Source organism: Streptomyces sp. NBC_00984 (assembly GCF_045162475.1).
Classification (GTDB): domain Bacteria; phylum Actinomycetota; class Actinomycetes; order Streptomycetales; family Streptomycetaceae; genus Streptomyces.
The window spans coordinates 7,839,157-7,859,647 of sequence record NZ_CP108734.1 but is presented as its reverse complement, the minus strand read 5'-3'; the positions used below and the strand labels follow the sequence as shown (position 1 = coordinate 7,859,647).

Annotated in this window: 16 protein-coding genes and 1 pseudogene; 8 read left to right on the top strand and 9 right to left on the bottom strand. The window is 69.2% G+C overall.

Annotated features, from left to right (window positions below; genetic code table 11):
- Window positions 1-93: 93 nt before the first annotated feature.
- Window positions 94-945 (bottom strand): siderophore-interacting protein, encoded by an 852-nt coding sequence (locus OG520_RS35060; protein ID WP_406015786.1) that lies wholly within the window; start codon window positions 943-945, stop codon window positions 94-96.
- Complete coding sequence (locus OG520_RS35055; RefSeq protein ID WP_399331778.1) at window positions 942-1,181, bottom strand: phosphopantetheine-binding protein; 240 nt, start codon at window positions 1,179-1,181, stop codon at window positions 942-944. Before OG520_RS35055 ends, OG520_RS35060 begins: the two co-directional genes overlap by 4 nt.
- A gap of 344 nt (window positions 1,182-1,525) precedes the next feature.
- On the opposite strand from OG520_RS35055, the gene OG520_RS35050 reads away from it, so the two are divergent.
- The 4 genes from OG520_RS35050 (at window position 1,526) to OG520_RS35035 (ending at window position 5,976) form a co-directional block, all read left to right on the top strand.
- Window positions 1,526-2,356 carry a 2,3-dihydro-2,3-dihydroxybenzoate dehydrogenase gene (locus tag OG520_RS35050; RefSeq protein ID WP_406015785.1) on the top strand — a complete coding sequence of 277 codons (831 nt, stop codon included), beginning with the start codon at window positions 1,526-1,528 and terminating at the stop codon, window positions 2,354-2,356.
- 84 nt (window positions 2,357-2,440) lie between these two features.
- Window positions 2,441-3,646, top strand: coding sequence for an isochorismate synthase DhbC (dhbC, locus tag OG520_RS35045; RefSeq protein ID WP_406015784.1), 1,206 nt, complete (start codon window positions 2,441-2,443; stop codon window positions 3,644-3,646).
- A complete protein-coding gene (locus OG520_RS35040) occupies window positions 3,643-5,280 on the top strand; it encodes a (2,3-dihydroxybenzoyl)adenylate synthase (protein ID WP_406015783.1) in 1,638 nt (545 codons plus the stop codon). Before dhbC ends, OG520_RS35040 begins: the two co-directional genes overlap by 4 nt.
- Window positions 5,281-5,343: 63 nt before the next feature.
- Window positions 5,344-5,976 carry an isochorismatase family protein gene (locus OG520_RS35035; RefSeq protein ID WP_406015782.1) on the top strand — a complete coding sequence of 211 codons (633 nt, stop codon included), beginning with the start codon at window positions 5,344-5,346 and terminating at the stop codon, window positions 5,974-5,976.
- A 274-nt stretch (window positions 5,977-6,250) separates the two neighbouring features.
- Here OG520_RS35035 and OG520_RS35030 read toward each other — a convergent pair whose 3' ends face one another.
- Window positions 6,251-7,282 (bottom strand): SMI1/KNR4 family protein, encoded by a 1,032-nt coding sequence (locus OG520_RS35030; RefSeq protein ID WP_406015781.1) that lies wholly within the window; start codon window positions 7,280-7,282, stop codon window positions 6,251-6,253.
- 440 nt (window positions 7,283-7,722) lie between these two features.
- Here OG520_RS35030 and OG520_RS35025 point away from each other — a divergent pair, with 440 nt between their 5' ends.
- A complete protein-coding gene (locus OG520_RS35025; protein WP_406015780.1) occupies window positions 7,723-8,877 on the top strand; it encodes a PP2C family protein-serine/threonine phosphatase in 1,155 nt (384 codons plus the stop codon).
- Window positions 8,878-8,894: 17 nt separating this feature from the next.
- Here the strand turns inward: OG520_RS35025 and OG520_RS35020 are convergent, their stop codons facing one another.
- A complete protein-coding gene (locus tag OG520_RS35020; RefSeq protein ID WP_331748253.1) occupies window positions 8,895-10,301 on the bottom strand; it encodes an IS4 family transposase in 1,407 nt (468 codons plus the stop codon).
- Window positions 10,302-10,686: 385 nt separating this feature from the next.
- Between OG520_RS35020 and OG520_RS35015 the strand changes: the two are divergent.
- The 3 genes and pseudogenes from OG520_RS35015 to OG520_RS35005 form a co-directional block, all read left to right on the top strand.
- Window positions 10,687-10,836: pseudogene (locus OG520_RS35015) on the top strand (ATP-binding protein); the annotation flags it as partial.
- Between the two features lie 292 nt (window positions 10,837-11,128).
- Window positions 11,129-11,869 (top strand): carbonic anhydrase, encoded by a 741-nt coding sequence (locus OG520_RS35010; RefSeq protein WP_406015779.1) that lies wholly within the window; start codon window positions 11,129-11,131, stop codon window positions 11,867-11,869.
- A 172-nt stretch (window positions 11,870-12,041) separates the two neighbouring features.
- Window positions 12,042-12,866, top strand: a complete 825-nt coding sequence (locus OG520_RS35005; protein ID WP_406015778.1) for a DUF4118 domain-containing protein — start codon at window positions 12,042-12,044, stop codon at window positions 12,864-12,866.
- 280 nt (window positions 12,867-13,146) lie between these two features.
- Here OG520_RS35005 and kdpC read toward each other — a convergent pair whose 3' ends face one another.
- The 5 genes from kdpC to OG520_RS34980 all read right to left on the bottom strand — a co-directional run bounded on the left by kdpC (window position 13,147) and on the right by OG520_RS34980 (window position 20,414).
- Window positions 13,147-13,776 carry a potassium-transporting ATPase subunit KdpC gene (kdpC, locus tag OG520_RS35000; RefSeq protein ID WP_406015777.1) on the bottom strand — a complete coding sequence of 210 codons (630 nt, stop codon included), beginning with the start codon at window positions 13,774-13,776 and terminating at the stop codon, window positions 13,147-13,149.
- Between the two features lie 35 nt (window positions 13,777-13,811).
- Complete coding sequence (gene kdpB, locus OG520_RS34995) at window positions 13,812-15,941, bottom strand: potassium-transporting ATPase subunit KdpB (protein ID WP_406015776.1); 2,130 nt, start codon at window positions 15,939-15,941, stop codon at window positions 13,812-13,814.
- Entirely contained in the window at window positions 15,941-17,605 is a 1,665-nt protein-coding gene (gene kdpA / locus OG520_RS34990; protein WP_406015775.1) for a potassium-transporting ATPase subunit KdpA, read from the bottom strand. Before kdpA ends, kdpB begins: the two co-directional genes overlap by 1 nt.
- Window positions 17,606-17,617: 12 nt before the next feature.
- Window positions 17,618-17,707 (bottom strand): K(+)-transporting ATPase subunit F, encoded by a 90-nt coding sequence (kdpF, locus tag OG520_RS34985; RefSeq protein ID WP_399331751.1) that lies wholly within the window; start codon window positions 17,705-17,707, stop codon window positions 17,618-17,620.
- Between the two features lie 250 nt (window positions 17,708-17,957).
- On the bottom strand, window positions 17,958-20,414 hold the full coding sequence (locus tag OG520_RS34980; protein WP_406015774.1) for a DUF4118 domain-containing protein: 2,457 nt from the start codon (window positions 20,412-20,414) through the stop codon (window positions 17,958-17,960).
- Window positions 20,415-20,491: the final 77 nt, after the last annotated feature.

Genomic DNA, 20,491 nt, shown 5'->3' with positions numbered 1-20,491 from the left:
CCTTGCTGGTTGCGTGGGACTTGTCTTGCTCGATGGCCTCTTGGCGGAACGACCGGGAAGCGGCGTCACGCCTGCCCCGGTCCGACCGGCCGGTCAGTGGTCGTCCTCGTCGAAGTCGGCGACGCCGCGCTTCCAGTAGCCGGTGATGTCGTGATCGGCGCTGTCCAGCCGCAGCTCGTCGCGGGCCCAGCGGCGCAGCGGCTTGATCTGCCCCGCCTCACCCGCGACCCACACGTACACCCGTTCCCCCTCGGGCACGGTCACGGCGGTCACGGCCCGTGCCAGCGCGTCGCCGGTTCCCGCAGGCAGAACGCCGCGGTGCAGCCAGCGCACTTCGACGCCGTCGGGTGCGGACAGCTCGATCTCCTGTGCGGCGTCGACGACTTCGACGAACGCCCAGCCCTTCGCGCTCCTGGGCAGCTCCTCCAGCCGGCGCGCGATCGCGGGCAGGGCCGTGATGTCGCCCGCGAGCAGGTACCGGTCGTAGGTGTGCGGGACGATCAGTCCACCGGGCGGCCCCGCGACATGCATGATGTCGCCGGGCCGGACCGCACGCGCCCAGTCCGACGCGAGGCCACCCTCGTGCTCGGCGATGTCGATGTCGATCTCGCCCGCGACCGGGTCGTAGCGGCGCACGGTGTACTCCCGCGAGATGAGCGCAGGCCGCGGCCAGCGCAGCATCGCCCCCTTCGGCTCGGGCAGCCGCAGTGTGCCGTCCGGATCCGGGAAGATCAGTTTCACGTGTTCATCCGGCGAGTGGGCCTCGAACCCCTCGGTGCCCGCCCCGCCCAGGGTCACCCGCAGCAGGCCGGCGCCTACCGCGACCACGCGTACGACTTCGGTCGCCCGGATACCGATCGGGTAGCCCACCTTCTCGGCGTGGAGACCCGCCCGGACCTCCGCGATCCGGTCCAGGTGCCGGTGCCGGTGGTCGACGCGGCTCATGCGGCATTCCCCGTCAGCAGCGTTGTCCAGTGCGCCAGTTCGGGCTGCTCGGCCAGGTCGGGAAACTCCAGCGCGACCGCCCCGGCGGCACGCCAGCGCCCGACCAGGGCCATGATCCGCACCGAGTCCAGTCCCAGGTCGACCAGGTTTTCATCGGGCGCGATCTCGGCGGGGTCGCAGTCGAGCAGTTCCGCGACGTCTGCTCGGACGCGTTCGGGCGACAAGGTCTGATGCATCGGATTGCTCCTGCGGGGATGGGCGCCGACAGCGCGTTCGACGCGTCGGCGGTGGTGGTCACGACGCCACGACAAGGAGTGGCGTACGCCCGGTCATGGCGTGCGTGGGAGAACGGGGGGAACCGGCAGCCGCGCCGGGACTCCGGCGGCCACTCGAACCAAGGCAAGGCTAACCTAACTTATCGACGCCGAACACATGACCCCGAACTCGGCGCCGCGCGACACTCCCGCCCCAACTCCGCCCGTACAGCCACCCATCCGCTGCCGCGCGCTCCATCAGGGCACCCCCTCCGACGAGCGCAAGTTAGGTTACCCTTGCCTAACTTTCCCACAGGAGGTTGCTCATGCCTGAGCACATACCGGGCAGAAGCGGCGAGTTCGACGGCCGCACTGTCCTGGTGACCGGTGCCGCACACGGCATCGGGGCGGCTGTCGCCGAGCTGTTCGCCACCCTCGGCGCCCGGGTGGCCGCCACCGACCGCGCGCGGGACGGCATCGACGCCCTCGCCGCGGAGTGGAATCGGCGACAGGAGAAGAACCCGGGCAGCGACTGCTCGGCGGGTCGTCTGGAGCCGTACGTCATGGACGTCACCGACCGGCCTTCGGTGGAGCGCACCGTGGCGCGTGCCGAGCGCGAACTGGGCCCCGTCGACGTACTCGTGAACGTCGCGGGCATCCTTCGGACCGGCCCCGCCACCGAACTCTCCGCGCAGGACTGGTCGGACACCTTCGCGGTGAACACCAGCGGTGTCTTCCATGTCTCGCAGACCCTCGCACCGCTGATGGCCGGCCGGGGCAACGGTTGCGTCATCACCGTCGGTTCCAATGCCGCCGGTATTCCTCGCACCGGCATGGCCGCCTACGCCGCGTCGAAAGCGGCGGCCGCCATGTTCACCAAATGTCTGGGCCTCGAACTCGCCCGCAGCGGCGTGCGTTGCAACGTCGTCGCGCCCGGCTCCACCGACACGGCGATGCAACGCGCGCTGTGGACCGGCTCCGGCGCCGAACAGCGTGTCATCGACGGGGACCCGGCGACCTACCGCACCGGCATACCGCTGGGCCGCATCGCCGCCCCCGAGGACATCGCCGAGGCTGTCGCGTTCCTCGCCTCCGACCGCGCCCGCCACATCACTCTGCAGGAGCTGTACGTCGACGGCGGCGCCACCCTGCGCTGAACGGCCCTCACTTCTTCCCTACGCCCCATCCACCGCACCTCATCCACCGCACCCGCTGACGGAACCATCGAGAATGGAGCCCCCGTGTCGACGGCACCCCAGGTCGCCACGCACGTACCCCCGGCTGATCCGACCCACCCGGCCGTAGGCGCGGCCACCTCGCTGCTGGACGCCTACACACCGGGTGACCGCTTCCTCGCCACCCCTGGCCGCACCCTGCTGGCACACGGTGCGGCACGCCCTGTGCCACACGACGAGCGGCCCTTGGACGAGCGGGTGAGAGCCACCCTGGCCCGAGCCGGCGCAGCCGGACAGCCATCGCCCGTGGTCATCGGCGCCATCCCGTTCGACCACGAGGCACCGGCCGCCCTGAGCGTGCCGGCAGCACTGCGCGTCGCGCCGCCGCTCTCCTCCGACCCACTGATCGCCCTGCCCGTCGGTGTGTCCGGCCCGGCGGACTGGGGAATGCGCCCGGTTCCCGGCCCCGAGGTCTACGGAGCGGGCGTGGCCTCGGCCGTGGAGCGCATGTGGCGCGGCGAGTTCAGCAAGGTGGTGCTCGCCCGCACCCTCGAGCTCACCTCCCCCGCCCCTCTCGACCTGCCCACGATGCTCCAGCGCCTGGCCCGCCGCGACCCCGTCGGCTATACCTTCGCGCTGCCGACCGGGGCCGGCCGTACCCTGATCGGCGCCAGCCCGGAACTGCTGGTCTCCCGGCAGGGGCAGCAGGTGGTCGCCAATCCGCTCGCCGGGTCCACCCCACGCAGCACCGACCTCGCCGAGGACGTCCGCCGTGCCGCCGCACTGCTGGAGTCCGTGAAGGACCTGCACGAGCACGCCGTCGTCGTGGATGCCGTCCACCAGGCCCTGGCCCCGCACTGCACGGAGCTGACCGTCCCCGCCCGGCCGACACTGATCCGCACCGCCACCATGTGGCATCTGTCCACCACGGTGACCGGCACGCTCGCCTCCCCCGACGCCTCGGCCCTGGCTCTCGCCTGCGCCCTGCATCCGACTCCCGCCGTGTGCGGCACCCCCACCGCAACAGCACGTCAGGTCATCGCGGAGACCGAGCCGTTCGACCGCGGGTTCTTCACCGGGGTGGTGGGCTGGGGCGACGCCTTCGGGGACGGCGAGTGGGTCGTCACGATCCGCTGCGCCGAGGCCGAGCAGCGCACGCTGCGCCTCTACGCGGGGGCCGGCATCGTGGCGGCGTCCGAGCCCGAGGCGGAGACCGCCGAGACGGCAGCCAAGTTCCGTACGTTCCTCAGCGCCTTGGGAGCCGAGCTGTGAGCCGCGACGACGCGCCCACCTGGCCGTCCGATTTCGCCGAACGGTACCGGGCTGCGGGCTGGTGGCGCGGAGAGACGTTCGGCTCCATGCTCCGGGAGCGCGCCGAGGCGCACCCGGACCGGATCGCCGTGGTCGATCCCGTCGCGGAAAGCCGGTGGAGCTACGCGGAACTGGACCGGCGCGCCGACCGGCTGGCCGCGGGCTTCCTCGCCCGGAACATCACCAGGGGCGACCGCGTGGTGGTGCAACTGCCCAATATCGCGGAGTTCTTCGAGGTCGTCTTCGCACTGTTCCGGATCGGCGCGCTGCCCGTCTTCGCGCTGCCGGCCCACCGCGAGACGGAGATCGCGTACTTCTGCGAGTTCACCGAGGCGGTCGCGTACGTCATCGCGGCGGAACACGGCGGTTACGACTACCGTGAGCTGGCGGCGAGGACCCGCGCCGGAGCGGGCACACTGCGGCATGTGTTCGTCGCGGCCGGGAACCCGGGCGAATTCGAGGCGCTGTCCGACGTGGCGGAGGATCCGGTGAGCCACGCCGCCCCGCGCCCGGACGACCTGGCCTTCCTCCAGCTCTCCGGCGGCAGCACCGGCGTACCGAAACTCATTCCGCGCACCCACGACGACTACATCTACTCGCTGCGCGGGTCCAACGACATCTGCGGGGTCGACGAGAACAGCGTGTACCTCTGCGTGCTGCCCGCGGCCCACAACTTCCCGCTCTCCTCCCCCGGCTCGCTCGGCACGCTCCACGCCGGCGGACGCGTGGTGCTGTGCCCGCAGCCCTCGCCCGAGGTGGCCTTCCCGCTGATCGAGCGGGAGGGGGTCACCATCACCGGGCTGGTCCCGCCGCTGGCCCTGTTGTGGACCCGGGCGGCGACCGCCGCCGCGCACGACCTCGGCAGCCTCGACGTCCTGCTGGTGGGTGGCGCCAAGTTCAGCGAGGAGGCGGCGCGGCGGGTCGGGCCGGCACTCGGCTGCACCCTGCAACAGGTCTTCGGGATGGCCGAGGGACTGGTCAACTACACCCGGCTGGACGACCCGGACGAGGTGATCGTCACCACCCAGGGGCGGCCCATCTCGCCGGACGACGAGATTCTGGTCGTCGACGACGAGGACCGCGAGGTCGCACCGGGCGAAACGGGCCACCTGCTGACGCGGGGACCGTACACGATCCGCGGCTACTGGCGGGCGCCGGAACACAACGCCCGCTCATTCACCGAGGACGGCTTCTACCGCACGGGCGACGTCGTCCGGGTCACCGGGAGCGGGCACATCGTCGTCGAGGGACGCGCCAAGGACCAGATCAACCGGGGCGGCGAGAAGATCGCCGCGGAGGAGGTGGAGAACCACATCCTCGCCCACCCGTCCGTGCACGACGCCAATGTGGTGGCCGAGCCCGACCCGTACCTGGGCGAACGCATCCGCGCGTACGTGATCCTGCGCCCGGCCGCGGGTCCGCTGAAGCCGGTGGACATCAAACGGTTCGTACGGGAACGGGGCCTGGCGGCGTACAAGGTGCCGGACCGGGTCGAGTTCGTGGACGCGTTCCCGCAGACCGGTGTCGGAAAGATCTCCAAGAAGGACCTGCGGACCGCCGCGGCCCGCAGCGCATCCGCCGCCCCGAACGCCTGAACCCTGCCGGGCCTGCCCGCCCCTGCCCGGCCTCCCCTCGACTCCGAACGGAATCCCAGCACCATGGCCCTGCCCGCCATTGCCCCGTACCCCATGCCGACCGCCGACGAGCTGCCCGCCAACCGGGTCGAGTGGACCGTCGACCCCGCGCGCGCGGTGCTCCTCGTCCACGATCTGCAGAACTACTTCCTGTCGGCCTACGACCGCCGGGCTTCGCCGATTCCCGAACTTCTGTCGCATGTAGCAGAGTTGAAGAGGGAGGCGGCGCGTATCGGCGTACCGGTGCTCTATACCGCGCAGCCCGGCGGCCAGAGTGCGGACGAGCGCGGTCTGCAACAGGACTTCTGGGGTCCGGGCCTCCCGGCCGACCCGAACGCCGCCGCCATCGCGGATGCCGTCGCACCCGACGAGGGTGACACGGTGCTCACCAAGTGGAAGTACAGCGGCTTCGTCCGCACCGGTCTCCTGGAGAGGCTGCGCGAGCAGGGCCGCGACCAGATCGTCATCACCGGCGTCTACGCCCACATCGGCGTCCTCATGACCGCGTGCGACGCCTGGATGCAGGACATCCAGGCGTTCGTGGTGGCCGACGCGGTGGCCGACTTCTCCGCCGAGGACCACGCGATGGCACTGCGCTGGGCGGCCGGCAAGTGCGCCGTCGTCACCGGCACCCGATCCGTCTTCGAAGGGAACTGACCACCGCTGCCCCGAATCACACACGGCCGCGTCGGGACCGGCGGCCGACCGGGGTGCCGATGCCGATGCGTCCGCACCGGCTCGGCCGCCTCCGGCCGGACTGTCCGCCACCCTCGGATTCGGTGAAGGGGCCGGCGTCCGACTGCCCGGGGCGAGGACGACGGTCAGGGCCGACTGCTCACAACCTTGCTGGAGGCCACAGGCCCCGGCCGCGGGTACAGCGTTCACGGTGGTGCTGCTCGGGACCGGGAACGCCGTCGCCCGGCGAGCGCGGCTACCGGTCGCGGACCACGCCGGCGAGTTCGTCGAGCAGTGCGCCAACCGCGGCATCCGTCATCCGATAGCCGTCGGCGGTCTCGGAGATGCGACCCGAGGCGACACGGGAGTTCCACCAGTCCTCGAGGAAGCCGGGGGCGTATCCGCCGGTGCAGAAGTCGTAGGGTTCGGCCACGAGGCCGAAGACGATCATGAGTTCGTAGTCCGGCAGCGCGTAGGAGCGCTCGTACTGCGGAGGGGTCCTGACGTACCGGTCGAAGGATCCGACCTGGTTGAAGCTGGTGAACAACCAGAACAGGTAGTCGTACATCAGCGTGGAGCGCGCATCGGCGTGCAGAGAGAAGAACCCCTTGTCGTGCACGACGGCCTCCCCGAGTATCCGCATGCGCCGCTCCGCGTCCGGCAGAACGTCAGCGACCTCGCGGAATGCACGCCGCAACACCGGGGAGAAGCTGCCCTCGCGCACCGTGGCCAGGGCGTCGATCCGGTCCTGCTCCGAGGTGTCGTAGACGGACTCGTCGACCAGACCCGTGACGAAGGCCTCGAAGTTCTCGGCGACCAGGGTGACCGCGAAGTCGTCCTCCTGGTCGACGTGCACCACGGTCGGTTCGCCGCCCTTGCCGCACGCGCGGTAGTCGAGGGCGAGCATGTCGTGGCCTGCGGATGGCGTGTCGGCGAAGTAGACACCGATCTCGGGGTACTCCCACATGTCGATCCAGAACCGACTGCCGTACTCGCCGCCGAGCGATTGCGGCCTCGTCCGTCCGACGCCCCTGATGCCGGTGATCACGATGTGGTCGTCGGCCCAGGAGGTCGGCTCGGTCATGGGAAAGTGGTCCCGGTTCGGAATGCCGCCGTTGTGCGCTGTCATCAGCGCGATGTAGGAGTCGGGCAGACGGTATCCACCGAGCTCCTCCTCCACCGACGCGATCGACTCGCGCGTGGGCGGGGCCTCCTCCACGTACTCCGCCAGCGCGTACGCCGAATCGTCCCAGAACCCGGCCACGTCGAAGCCCTCGAAATATCCCACTGTGCCCTCCCAGGCCCGCCTGGGAGGGATCGTACGTTCCGCGCCCGGATGCGATCACGGCCCCCTCGGCTTCAGCGAGACACCGGCATTGCGTCGGTGTGTACAGCCATCACCCGCCGCATGGTCCCACCGTTGTGATCACGGCGTGAGCCACGGACCAGCCTCAGTGCGACACCGCCACCCTCACGCATCACCTGACCCACAGCTCTTGACAATTGTTCGTCCTGACATGCCATTGGCTGGAGCAATGGTCGGCCCGAAGCGTTGCGGGGCAGCAGGATGGACGTCTTGCCCACATCATGTGCCAGGAGTCCCGCGTGTACAGGCTGTTTGAGTGGAGCCGCCAGGAGCAACGTCCGCATGCAGGCCCACACGGCGGCTTCGTCCTCCGACTGGGCAGCGTCCGCGCTTGCGCCGCTAGCTCTGCGACGGAGTGAGCAGTGAGGTGGCCGGGCCGCCCCGGGGCGGCGAGTGGCTGGGCAGCGCCGCCCGGCGGTGCGGGCCCGCAGGTGCCGCCCGCGCCCGCGTGGATGCGGTGGCTGCCCGCCTTCTATGTCGCGGGCATCCTGGTGCTCGAACCCCTTACGCCCGTGCAGTGGCCGGTGAGCTTCCTGCTCATCGCCCTCCCCGTGATCACAGCCTTCGCCCACGGCCCCGCTGCCGTCGCCGGCGTCACCGTGTTCGCGATCGCCTTCGAAGGAGTCCTGGCCGGCACCCCGTGCTGCGCGGGCCGCCCGGTGAGCTACGTGTGGGAGCGCCACTACGTGGCCACCTACCTGAGCACCGCTGTGGTCGGCGCCCTAGGAACATTCCTGGCTGCCCACCGCGTGCGCCGGGAACGCACCCTCGCCAACGTGCGCTTCGTGGCCGAGATCGCACAGCATGTCCTGCTGAGCCCGGTCCCGCACCGCATCGGCCCACTTCTGGTTGAAACCCTCTACCTGTCCGCCGCTGCGGAAGCACGCATCGGCGGTGACCTGTATGAGGCCGTCCCCACGACGTACGGACTCCGCATTGTCATCGGCGACGTCCGCGGCAAGGGACTCCCCGCCGTCGAGACGGCCGCCACCCTCCTCGGCGCCTTCCGCGAGGCCGCCCACGACGAACCCGACCTCGCCGCCGTTGCCCGCCGGGCGGAGACGAGCATGAATCGCAGAGCCGCCCGCCTGGCCGGAAACGACGTGGGCGAGCGCTTCGTCACCGCTGTATTCGCGGAGATCCCTCGCCGTCGCGTGGTCCGCATCCTCAACTGCGGCCACCCCCCACCCCTCCTCATCCGCTCCGACGGGGTCACTGAACTGGAGACGGCCGACCCCGCACCGCCCCTCAACCTGGGCATGCACCTCACAGAGGCCTACCGGATCGATGAGTACCCCTTCGGTCCCGGCGACCAGTTGCTGCTCTACACCGACGGCGTCACCGAAGCACGCGACCGCACCGGGGCCTTCTACCCCCTCCGCCGGCGCGTCCTCTCCTGGGGCCCTCTCCAGCCCCGGGAACTCCTCGACCGACTCCACCACGATCTCCTCATCTACAGCAGCAACCACCTCCACGACGACACCGCGGCCCTCGCCATCTACCACCTGCCCGAATAGAAGTCAACACCGTTGCGTTAGGGCCGTGAGCGGCTGCTGAGGCCGTGGGCGAAGAATGCAACGGTGGTGTGGACGGTGTAGTTCTGGGCCTTCTGGGGGTGCTGTCCGGCGTTCGGGCCGTACTTGCTGGTGGGGTTCTTGCGTGTGCGGGCCTTCACTCGTTGCCGTCGGTGGGCGGGCAGGAGGTCGCCCAGGGCGGCGTGGCCGATCGTGCCGACCAGGTCGATGAGGGTGCCGGGGAAGATTCCAAGGCCGGCGGTGACGGTGTCGGTTGCGGCGGCCAGTAGGACGGTGAAACTGATCCGTTCCATGGGTACTTCCGGCCGCCCGGTCAGGGCGTCGTCGCCGGCACGGATCAGAGCCTGGTAGGCGGTGAGCAGGGCGTAGACCTCCTGGTCGAGGCCATCAATGCTGCGGGAGCGCAGGACGCGGCCGTCGAGCATCGTGGCCTTGATCGAAAAATACGTAGTTTCCGCCTGCCACCTGCGGTGATAGAGATCAACGAGCTCGGCGGCCGGAAAACGGACGGGGTCCAGCAGATTTGTGATCAGCCGCCACTGCTCGGTGCGGACGGTGCCATCGGCCAAGGTGACGGTGAGGGTCGCCTCGATCACGCGCACCGGCAGCAGTACCCGCAGGACGCCGTAGCCGATGCGGGCGATGTAGGAGCCGTCGCCCAGGTGCTCGGCGGGGGTGGGGACGCGGCGGGCCCCGGAGCGCACCAGGAACCGGGCCCCACTCTGATGGACGGCATCAAGGAACTCGTTGCCGTCGAAGGCCGCGTCGGCCAGCAGGAGCATCGTCTTGTCCAGGGCGGTCAGAAGCCGCTTGGCATAGGGGAGTTCACCCTCGGACTCCGGTCCGAAGGCGGCGGCTATGAGCGCGCGGGTGCCGCACTCGACCAGGGCCAGCAGCCGCAGGAGCGGATAGCCGAACTCCAGACTCTCCGCGGCCCGCTTGGGGTAGCGCCAGGTGAGCGTCTCGTCGTCGGGGGTGTGCAGCAGGGTCCCGTCGACAGCCACCGTGCGCAGGCCCCGGTAGAAGGACCCGGCCTGCCCGGGGCGGGCGACGGGCCCGGCAAGCGTCTCGAACAGACGCCGCAGAGGTGCAGCCCCCACCCTGCGCCTGGCCCGCGTCAGCGAGGAGACCGCAGGATGCACCAGGGCCAGCGGGGTCAGGGCGGTGGTCAGCTTGGACCACACCGTGCGGTACGAGCGGTGTTCGAACAGTGCGAGAGCGAGCACGAAGTACACCACCACCCGCGAAGGCAGCAGCCGCAGGCGCTTCTCGCGCCGACCGGTCTCCTCCAGCACCGCGTCCACCAGCGCGAAGTCCACGATCTGGGTCAACTCCCCCAGATGACCCGGCGCGAAAACACCCCGGGCTGTCTCGATCGTGGACGTGATGACAGACTTCTCCTGCAACGGGACCCCTGACCTTGACCGACTTTCTTCGCCGATCGTTGATCTATCAGGTGGTCCCGTTGCGCTGTTCAGCAGGGCTTGACGTACAGCTCAGGGGCCAAACGCAACGGTGTTGGAATAGAAGTGCCCTGAAGATCTTGAAATCGCGCCCGCCTTGCATCGGTTCATACCGGTTGGCTTTCCGTGATCCGGCGCGAACCCGACAGCGAGAGCAAGATCTTCAGCGGCCCCCGCGGCCTCTCGATCCCGCAGAACGAGAACCCGGCGGTCCGACCAACCCTGACGGGAGCATGTAATTCTCCCCGCCCCTGCTCGGACCGACCCCGGAGTTGCTCAGCTGGATCCCCAGGCAGGCGCGCGCTGACCTGCGGTCGGACGCCACAACGAGGTCTGGGACGGCAGCAGCGCCTCTCCGTGCCTGAGGCACTCCCGGACCACGGACAGGGGAGGACGAGGACTGTTCCTCATCACGCAGACGACGCACCGTTGGGGCACTCGCTGCACGCCAAAGGACAAGGTGATCTGGGCGGAGTAACCGATGGACGGCACAACCTGGTCGCAAGGTCCGGCCTGCTGCGGCCACGCCTGCCGACGGGCCGGGGCACGGAAAGAACAGCACGGAGCCGCTGGACCCGCATGTCCTCGGATCCGGCACGCGCATCAGGCACCCGACAGGCTCTCAGCCGCCCGAGCCGGTTCTGTGGGCCGTCGGTGGCACAGCGGGCCGCACCCGCTTGCGCCTGTCGTCGTGCTCCCACACAACGCTGAACAATCGCCCTGGTCGAGATGTACGGACCCATCTCAGCGGACTGAAGGGAACAGCGCCGATGGACGGATCAGAACATCCGGATCGCAGAACGCTGCTCGTCGGCGGACTCGTGGTCGCCTCGATCGCGCTCACGGGGTGCTCATCGACGAGCGCCACACCGCTGGCGGCCGGCACTTCGCCGAACGCGCGGCCGAGCACGCCCACCGAGGCATTCGCGAGACTGATGGACGGCAATGAACGCTGGGTGAGCGGAGACCTTCGGCATCCCGACCGGGATCCGAACCGGCGCGAGTTCGTGGCCCAGAAGCAGGAACCTTTCGGGGCGATCCTCTCGTGCATCGACTCCCGGGTGCCGCCGGAACTCCTCTTCGACACCGGACTGGGTGACCTCTACGTGATGCGCACGGGAGGGGAGGCGGTCGGCCCGGTGGTCACGGGGTCGGTGGAGTACGGGCCCATGACGAGCGGCACTCCGCTCATCGTGGTCCTCGGGCATCAGCGTTGCGGCGCCGTCGCGGCAGCCTACAAATCCATCCGTGACGGCAAGCCACTCCCCGGCAACCTGGATGCGATCGCCAGGGCTCTGCGGCCGGCCTACGAGCAGGCAGTCCGGGAGGGCGGTTCCGATCCGGTCGAGACCATGGCCCGCGCGCAGGTCGAGTTGACCGCGGCCGACCTGCGCTCCAACCAGGACCTGGCCCCGCTCGTGGCGAAGGGCACCCTTGCCGTGACCGGCGCCTACTACTCGCTCGACACCGGCAAGGTGGAAGTCCTGTCCGGCGCGACTACCAGGCCGTAGACCCCGCGGACGGACCGGATCGATCGAGTGGACCGGTACTGGCGGCTGGTGTGGATGGTCCAGTCGATCGGGGTGCCCACCAGCGCCCGCGTCATCAAGGCCCCATCAAAGCCGGACGGAACCGAACACGGGAGCGTCCGTCCCGGTTACACCTGAGGTGGAGGTGGGGCTCATGCTTCTGTACCTCACCAGGGGCCAGGTGGCGGTCGGGGCCGCCCTCGCGCTGCCGCCGACCGTGTGCGCGGTGCTGGTGCCCTTCCGGGCCGACATGACCGACTCCAACACGGTCCTGGTACTCGTCGTCGCCGTGGTTGCCGTGGCCGCCCTGGGACATCGCCTGGCCGGTACGCTCACGGCGTTGTCCGCAGCGGTGTGGTCCGACTTCTTCCTCACCCGCCCCTACCGACAGTTCACCGTCGTCAAGCCCGCCGACGTCATCACCGCCCTGCTGCTCGTCGTCGTCGGCATCGCCGTCTCCCGGCTGGCGGCCCGCGCCCGGGAATTGAAGGTGATCGCCCTCACCGACGATGACTACCTGGCGCAGATCCACCACACCGCCCGGCTGGCCGAGACCGGCACCGGCCCGCACACCGTGATCGACCATGTGTGTCGGCAGCTCGTGGGACTGCTCGGGCTGAGTGGCTGCCGCTTCGAACACGGCACCCTCGTAGGACGCCCGCCCCGTCTGGAGGAGGACGGCACCATCGCCTGGGGCGACCGGTGCTGGGATGCGGACCGCGACGGCCTGCCCCGCGAGGAACTGGAACTGCGGGTCTTCCACAATGGACGCTTCCACGGCCGCTTCATGCTTCAGCCCACGCCCGGAGCGGCGCCCCCACTCGCCGCGCGTCTGGTCGCGGTGACCCTGGCCAACCAGGTCGGGGCCGAGCTCGACGCGGTCGGCCGCGAGCCCACGCTTGACGGCACGGGCCCATCGGCCGAGCCGATGTCCCGGCTGCCGATCGGCCCACTGCTGCCGCCCAGCCACAGCTCGTAGGACGCCGACCGCAAGGGGCAACCACGAGAAACGCTCCGGATCTGTCACCGACTCGCGAGTGCGGCAAGAAGCAGCGTGACCGAGAGCAGCACGACGCGGGCGCCCCCGGCAGTGAACGCGCGTTGAGGACCCGAGCGGTCCCGGCCGTGGACAACGACGTTTCGCGGGTCGGCCGGATCGAGGTGAGAGAGACCGGCGTGCGTTCCGCGTCCACGTCACGCCCCCTCGCCGGTGTATGTCCTCGCCTCGGCCGCCCTCACCTCGGCACCCCACATTCTGGTCAGGTCAGCCTGGCCAGATCGTGGTTGAGTTCGACGACATTGACGCGTTCCTGACCCAGAAATCCGAGAACACGTCCCTGGACGTGTCGGGCGACCAGTGTCCTGACCTCGGTGGGGGCGAGGTGGCGGGCCTTCGCGACGCGGTCCACCTGCTCATAGGCGTATGCCGGGGAGATCGCCGGATCGAGTCCCGAGCCGCTGGCGGTGACGGCGTCCGCGGGGACGGACGCGGGCTGGACCCCGTCGAAGGCGGCGACGGCTGCGCGGCGGTCCTTGACGGTCCTGATCAGGTCGGTGTTGTTCGGGCCCAGATTGGAGGCACCGGAGATCGTGGGGTCGTAGCCGCCGGCGGACGGGCGGGGCTGGAACCACTTGGGGTCGGGGCGCGGTGTCTCCTTCTCGTCCCGGGGATTCTTCTTCGGCAGGGAGAAGTTCTGGCCGATCAGGCTGGAGGCCACCGGCGTGCCGTTCGTCGTCAGCTGGGAGCCGTTGGCCTGGTGGGAGAGACCGGACTGGGAGATGCCGGTGACGAGCAGCGGATAGGCGATGCCGGTGATCACGGTGAAGGCCAGCAGTATCCGCAGGGCGGTCAGATGGAGCTGGAGTACGGGGGGAAGGTGGGTGCGCACCCTGGGATCGCCTTCCTCTCTCGTCGGGCCGTCTGTCAGCGCAGGCCGGGGATGAACTGAATGAAGAGATCGAGCAGCTTGATGCCCACGAAGGGCAGGACCAGCCCGCCGAGCCCGTACATCCAGATGTTGCGGCTGAGCAGTGTCGCCGCGGAGGACGGCCGGTAGCGCACGCCGCGCAGCGCCAGCGGGATCAGAGCGATGATGATCAGTGCGTTGAAGACGATCGCGGAGGCGATCGCCGAGGTCGGGCTGTGCAGTCGCATGATGTTGAGCTTGTCCAGGCCCGGATAGACCATCGCGAACATCGCGGGGATGATCGCGAAGTACTTCGCGACGTCGTTGGCGATCGAGAACGTCGTCAGGGCACCGCGGGTGATGAGCAGCTGCTTGCCGATCTCGACGATCTCGATCAGCTTGGTGGGGTTGGAGTCCAGGTCCACCATGTTCCCGGCCTCCTTGGCGGCCGAGGTGCCGGTGTTCATGGCCACGCCGACATCCGCCTGGGCGAGCGCCGGCGCGTCGTTGGTGCCGTCGCCGGTCATCGCGACGAGCTTGCCGCCCGCCTGCTCCCGCTTGATGAGGGCCATCTTGTCCTCGGGCGTGGCCTCGGCCAGGAAGTCGTCCACCCCTGCCTCCTCGGCGATGGCGCGCGCGGTCAGCGGGTTGTCCCCGGTGATCATGACCGTCTTGATGCCCATGCGGCGCAGCTCGTCGAACCGCTCGCGCATGCCCTCCTTGACGACGTCCTTCAGGTGGATGACACCGAGGACGCGGGCGCCGTGCGCGTCGCCGTGCCGGGTCACTTCGCCGACGACCAGCGGGGTGCCGCCGCTCGCGGAGATGCCGTCGACGATGCCGCCGACCTCTGCCGTGGGGTGGCCGCCGTTGTCACGGACCCAGCGCATCACCGCCGTCGCCGCTCCCTTGCGCAACGACAGGTTCTCCTGAGGATCGTCGAGGTCGACACCGCTCATCCGGCTCTGCGCGGTGAAGGGTACGAACCGTGCCTGCGCCAGCTCTCCTTCACTGCGGCCGCGTAGCGCGTACTGCCGCTTGGCGAGGACGACGATCGAGCGGCCCTCGGGTGTCTCGTCGGCGATCGACGACAGCTGGGAGGCATCCGCAAGGTCTTCGACACTCACCCCGTCCACCGGCAGGAACTCGGCGGCCTGGCGGTTGCCGAGCGTGATGGTGCCGGTCTTGTCGAGCAGGAGGGTATTGACGTCGCCCGCGGCCTCCACCGCGCGCCCGGACATCGCCAGCACGTTGCGCTGCACGAGCCGGTCCATGCCCGCGATGCCGATCGCCGAGAGCAGCGCACCGATCGTCGTAGGGATAAGGGCCACCACGAGGGAGACGAGGATGACGATGGTCTGCTCCGCCCCGGCGAAGATGGCGAAGGGCTGCAGGGTCGTCACCGCGATCAGGAAGATGATCGTGAGGGATGCCAGCAGGATGTTGAGCGCGATCTCGTTCGGCGTCTTCTGCCGCGCGGCCCCCTCCACGAGTGCGATCATCCGGTCGATGAAGGTCTCCCCTGGCTTCGAGGTGATCTTCACGACGATCCGGTCCGAGAGCACTTTGGTACCGCCCGTGACCGCCGACCGGTCACCGCCCGACTCGCGGATCACCGGCGCCGACTCGCCCGTGATGGCCGATTCGTCGACGCTCGCGATGCCCTCGACCACATCTCCGTCGCCGGGGATGGTCTGCCCGGCCTCGACGACGACGTGATCACCCAGGCGGAGAGCGACGCCCGAAACCTCCTGCTCCGCGGCGTCGGTCGCGCCTGGCCGCCAGCCGGTGAGACGGCGGGCCGTCGTCGTCGTCCTGGCCCGGCGGAGCGTTTCCGCCTGGGCCTTGCCGCGTCCCTCGGCCACTGCTTCGGCGAGGTTGGCAAAGACGGATGTCAGCCACAGCCACGCCGTGATCACCCAGGCGAAGACGCTGGGCGCCCTGATGGCCGACAGCGTGGTCAGCACGGCCCCTACCTCCACCACGAACATGACAGGGTTGTGGACCATCACGCGCGGATCCAGCTTGCGCACGGCGTCGGGGAAGGACGTCAGAAGCTGCCTGGGATCGAGCAGCCCGCCCGAGACCCGGTGCTGCTGGCGCCCGGCGCCCGGCGGGCCGGGAGCGGGAGTGGCGGTCGTGGACATCAGTGCAGGCCTTCCGCAAGGGGGCCGAGCGCGAGCGCGGGAAAGTAGGTCAGACCGACAACGATGAGGATCACTGCGGTCAACAGCCCGACGAACTGCGGCCGGTGAGTGGGCAGGGTGCCTGCGGTGACCGGAACGGGTTGTTGCTCCGCGAGCGAGCCGGCGAGCGCCAGGACGAACACCATCGGCAGGAACCGGCCGACGAGCATGACCACACCCAGTGTGGTGTTGAACCAGACGGTGTTCGCGCTCAGTCCTGCGAACGCCGAGCCGTTGTTGTTCGCAGCCGACGCGAAGGCGTACAGGACCTCGGAGAAACCGTGCGGACCGGAGTTGAGCATGGCTGCCCGCTCCCCCGGGAGCGCCATGGCCAGACCCGCACCCACCAGTGCGACCGCGGGTGTGGTCAGGATGTAGAGGGAGGCGAATTTCATCTCCCGGCCCCGAAGCTTCTTGCCCAGGTACTCGGGCGTACGGCCGACCATGAGTCCGGCGACGAAGACGGCGACGATCGCCAGGACCAGGATCCCGTAGAGCCCGGATCCGGTACCACCGGGCGCAATCTCCCCCAGCATCATGTTGAAGATCGTCATTCCGCCGCCGCCCGGCGTGTACGAGTCGTGGGAGGAGTTGACCGCTCCGCACGACGTGAGGGTGGTGGACACGGCGAACAGGGCCGAGGCCCAGATCCCGAACCGCGTCTCCTTGCCCTCCATCATTGCGCCTGCCGCGTGACCGGCGGTGCTGCTGACGCTGTGCAGTTCGTTGGCGGTGACGATGGCTACCGATGCGCCCCAGATCAAGGCCATCACGGCGACGATGGCGTATCCCTGGCGGTTGTCGCCGACCATCGTCCCGAAGGTCCGCGGGAGCGAGAACGCGATGACCAGCATGAGGTAGATCTCGATCAGGTTGGTGAAGGCATTGGGGTTCTCGAAGGGATGCGCGGAGTTCGCGTTGTAGAAACCACCACCGTTGGTGCCCAGCTCCTTGATTGCCTCCTGGGAGGCGACGGGACCTCCGGTCAGGCCCTGGTGCCCGCCTGCAATGGTGGTGATGTCGTGGATTCCGTGGAAATTCTGAACGGTACCGGCAGCCACCAGAACGATCGCGAAGACGAAAGCCAGCGGCAGCAGGACGCGAAGCACAATCCGCGTCAGGTCCACCCAGAAATTCCCGACGCGATCGGTCTTCTTCCGGTTGAAGCCCCGGATCAGCGTGGCGACGACGGCAATACCCACGGCCGCGGAGACGAAGTTCTGCACCGCGAGGCCCGCCATCTGGACCAGATGCCCCATCGCCGACTCACCGGAATACGACTGCCAGTTGGTGTTGGTGACGAAGGATGCCGCGGCGTTGAACGACTGGTCCGCGGCGACCGGCTTCATTCCCAGGGACAGCAGGAGATGGTTCTGCACGCGCAGAAATGCGTACAGGAACAGTACCGATACGGCCGAGAAGGCCAGGATGCTCCGCAGGTAGACCGACCACTTCTGGTCGGCGTCGCCGTTCACTCCGCCTGCCCGGTAAATCAGGCGTTCAGCCCGCCCATGGTGATCAGCGGTCAGGACGCGGGCCATGTAGCCGCCCAGCGGGCGAAATGAGAGACCTAGCGCGACCACCAGGGCAAGTACCTGGAGCCAGCCCGCGAGGGTGTCGTTCATCCGGGCCTTCTCCTAGAACTTCTCGGGGAAGATCAGGCAGACGACCAGGTAGACCACAAGGCACGCGGCAACGATCAGGCCGACGGTGTTGTCCACGTTCACAGGCGTCCGACCCCCTTGGCGGCCAGGCCGATGAGGGCGAACACCACTACCGTGAGGCCGATGTACGCGATGTCCGACATGCGCGAAGCACCCCGCAGAGTCATGAGGGACGGGGCTTTGGGGCCCTCCCGACTGGCATGTGGAGTTGATCCGGAAAAGGGGATCGATTCATTTATGACGCTATATCAGTTGACGTCGGGATTGCCCTGCCACTCTGTGCGCCGATGGGATGACGGTGAAGTGCGCGGATTCACTCGTTGCGGCCGGATGTCGCGCTGCCGCCGGGCGCGGAACTCGGAAGAGTGAGCATCACCGAGAAACCCGTGCTCTCAGCGGCCGTCTCCAGGGCCCCGTCCATGGCCTCGGCCAAGTCGCGCGACAGCCGCACAGCCAGACTGCCGGCCCTGGGACCCGGAGCCCGGGATGCCTCGGGGCTCGGTTCCGGACCCCGGTCGGGCGTGCCGTCCTCCACCCGAATCCTCACGTGGCCGACCTGGACCTCGGCGGTGACGACGGGAGGCCGGTCCGGCGGGCTGTGACGCAATGCATCGGCCCCCAGGGCGGTCAGGGCGCGGGTGAGAAGAGCGGCGTCGGCGATCACATCGGGCAGCTGTTCCGGCAGGCGCAGAATGACCGAGTGGCCGCCGGGCCCGAGGTCGTCCAAGGCAGCGCCCAGCATCTCGTTGAGGTCGACCGGGCGGAGGTAGAGGTCGAGTGCCCCGGCGTGCAAGCGACTCACATCGTCGAGATCAGTGACCAACTGCGCCGCACGGTGTACCGCCGCGTGGGCAGCGTCCAACCACTGCGCCTCCTCCGGGAGAGTCGCGCCGGCGCGTCGACGCCGCAGGCGCACGAGCGCTTCTTCGGCCGTGTGCAGCGGAGCACGCAGATCGCGTCCTGCCGCGAGAAGCAGGGATGCCCGGGTACGTTCGGCGTCAGCGAAGGTGTCCGTGCCGTCGGAACACCCGGCGATCCGCCCTCGCGCATGAGCCAGCCCCAGTTCGGCGGCGCACGCAGCGAGGATGCGCTGGTCCTCCGTACTCAGTCCTGAGCCGCGCGCGGCCAGTGTGAGATTGTCGTCGACGGGGCTCTCCACATCCGCCTCGTAGGGCTTTTCCGGTGGCCGCTCCCCGGCGCTGGCGACCACGTACCAACGGGGCACGGGAGATGCTTCCGGGTCCCTTTCGAGCAGGCTGATCGCACTGAGACCGAAGTTCTCCCGGATCTGCTCCACCAGTGCCGTCAGATCCTGGCCACGCATCATGGCGGCGGCCAGGCGGCTCAACGCCCGCGCCTCGGATGTCGCGCGTACCGCCTGGTGCGTACGCTGGGCAGCCATTCCCGCTGCCGTGCCGACGAGAGCGGCCGTGGCGATGAACACCACGAGCGCGGTGATCGCGTCAGGGCGCGCGATGGCCAGCGAGTGCACCGGTGCGATGAAGTAGTAATCGGCGAGCAGTGCCGCGGCGATGGCGGCGAGCAGCGCCGGGCAGAGTCCTCCGACCAGGGCGACCACGACGACGGCGAGCAGATAGATCACCAGGTCGCTGGAGAGGCCGAGGTGGCCACCCACCGCGGTCAGCAGGAGCGTCAGTACAGGCAGCAGCACCACGGCGCCGACCAGCGCAGCCCAATACCGCCTTGGGCCCGTGCCACGGCTCGGATGCGGAAGCCTCAGCACGGCAGCCCCTGCTGCCTCCCTATGGGTGACGATGTGCACGTCGATGGGGCCGGACCCCTTGATCGTCCGCTCTCCCACACCTGCTCTCAGGAGGGAGGCGAGGCGACCGTGCCGGCTCGCGCCCAGCACGATCTGGGTGACGTTCTCCGCCTCGGCGAACTGGAGCAGGGCATCGACGACATCCTCGCCCGTGGTCTGGTGGTAGCTGCCGCCGAGCGACTCCAGAAGGGTGCGCTGGGCGTCCAGTACTGCCGGGTCGACGTCGGCGAGTCCGTCCTCCGGGACCACGTGGAGGGCCAGCAGCTCGGTGCCGGGTGTACGAGCGCTGATCCGAGCAGCACGGCGGATCAACGTCTCCCCCTCCGGCCCGCCGCTCAGGGACACGAGGATGCGCTCCCGGGTCTCCCAGGGAGCGACGATGCCATGTTCCGCGCGGTAGCGCTGCAGCCCTTCCTCCACCCGGTCGGCCAGCCACAGCAAGGCGATTTCGCGCAGGGCGGTGAGGTTGCCGACCCGGAAGTAGTGGGTGAGGGCGGACTCGATGCGGTCCGGCGCGTAGATGTCGCCATGGACCATGCGGCGGCGGAGCACCTCCGGTGGCAGGTCGACCAGTTCGATCTGGTCGGCCCGGCGGGCCACCTCATCGGGCAGGGTCTCCCGCTGCGCGACCCCCGTGATCTGCCGTACCGCGTCGTTGAGGGACTCCAGGTGCTGGACATTGAGCGTGGTGACAACATCGATGCCGGCGTCCTGGAGCTCCTCCACGTCCTGCCACCGCTTGGCGTTGCGGGCCCCCGGAACGTTGGAGTGTGCCAGCTCGTCGACCAGCGCGACCTGGGGGCGGCGGGCCAGCACCGCGTCGAGATCCATCTCGGTGAAGAGCGCACCGCGGTGGCTCAGCGTACGGCGGGCCATCGTCTCCAGGCCGTCGGCCATGGCCGCGGTCGGCCGGCGACCATGCGGCTCGACGAGGCCGACGACCACATCCGCGCCCCGTGCACGCAGCCGCTGCCCCTCGGCAAGCATGGCGTACGTCTTCCTACCCTTGGGGTGTTTCGCGTCATCGGCGGGCTGCGGTGGCATGCAGGCCGCATCGATGAGAT

Coding starts and splice junctions, on each gene's coding strand:
- OG520_RS34980 (WP_406015774.1), bottom strand. CDS start 20,414: ATGCTTGCCGAGGGGCAGCGGCTGCGTGCACGGGGCGCGGATGTGGTC.
- OG520_RS35055 (WP_399331778.1), bottom strand. CDS start 1,181: ATGCATCAGACCTTGTCGCCCGAACGCGTCCGAGCAGACGTCGCGGAA.
- OG520_RS35050 (WP_406015785.1), top strand. CDS start 1,526: ATGCCTGAGCACATACCGGGCAGAAGCGGCGAGTTCGACGGCCGCACT.
- kdpB (WP_406015776.1), bottom strand. CDS start 15,941: ATGTCCACGACCGCCACTCCCGCTCCCGGCCCGCCGGGCGCCGGGCGC.
- kdpA (WP_406015775.1), bottom strand. CDS start 17,605: ATGAACGACACCCTCGCGGGCTGGCTCCAGGTACTTGCCCTGGTGGTC.
- OG520_RS35035 (WP_406015782.1), top strand. CDS start 5,344: ATGGCCCTGCCCGCCATTGCCCCGTACCCCATGCCGACCGCCGACGAG.
- OG520_RS35060 (WP_406015786.1), bottom strand. CDS start 945: ATGAGCCGCGTCGACCACCGGCACCGGCACCTGGACCGGATCGCGGAG.
- OG520_RS35005 (WP_406015778.1), top strand. CDS start 12,042: ATGCTTCTGTACCTCACCAGGGGCCAGGTGGCGGTCGGGGCCGCCCTC.
- OG520_RS35010 (WP_406015779.1), top strand. CDS start 11,129: ATGGACGGATCAGAACATCCGGATCGCAGAACGCTGCTCGTCGGCGGA.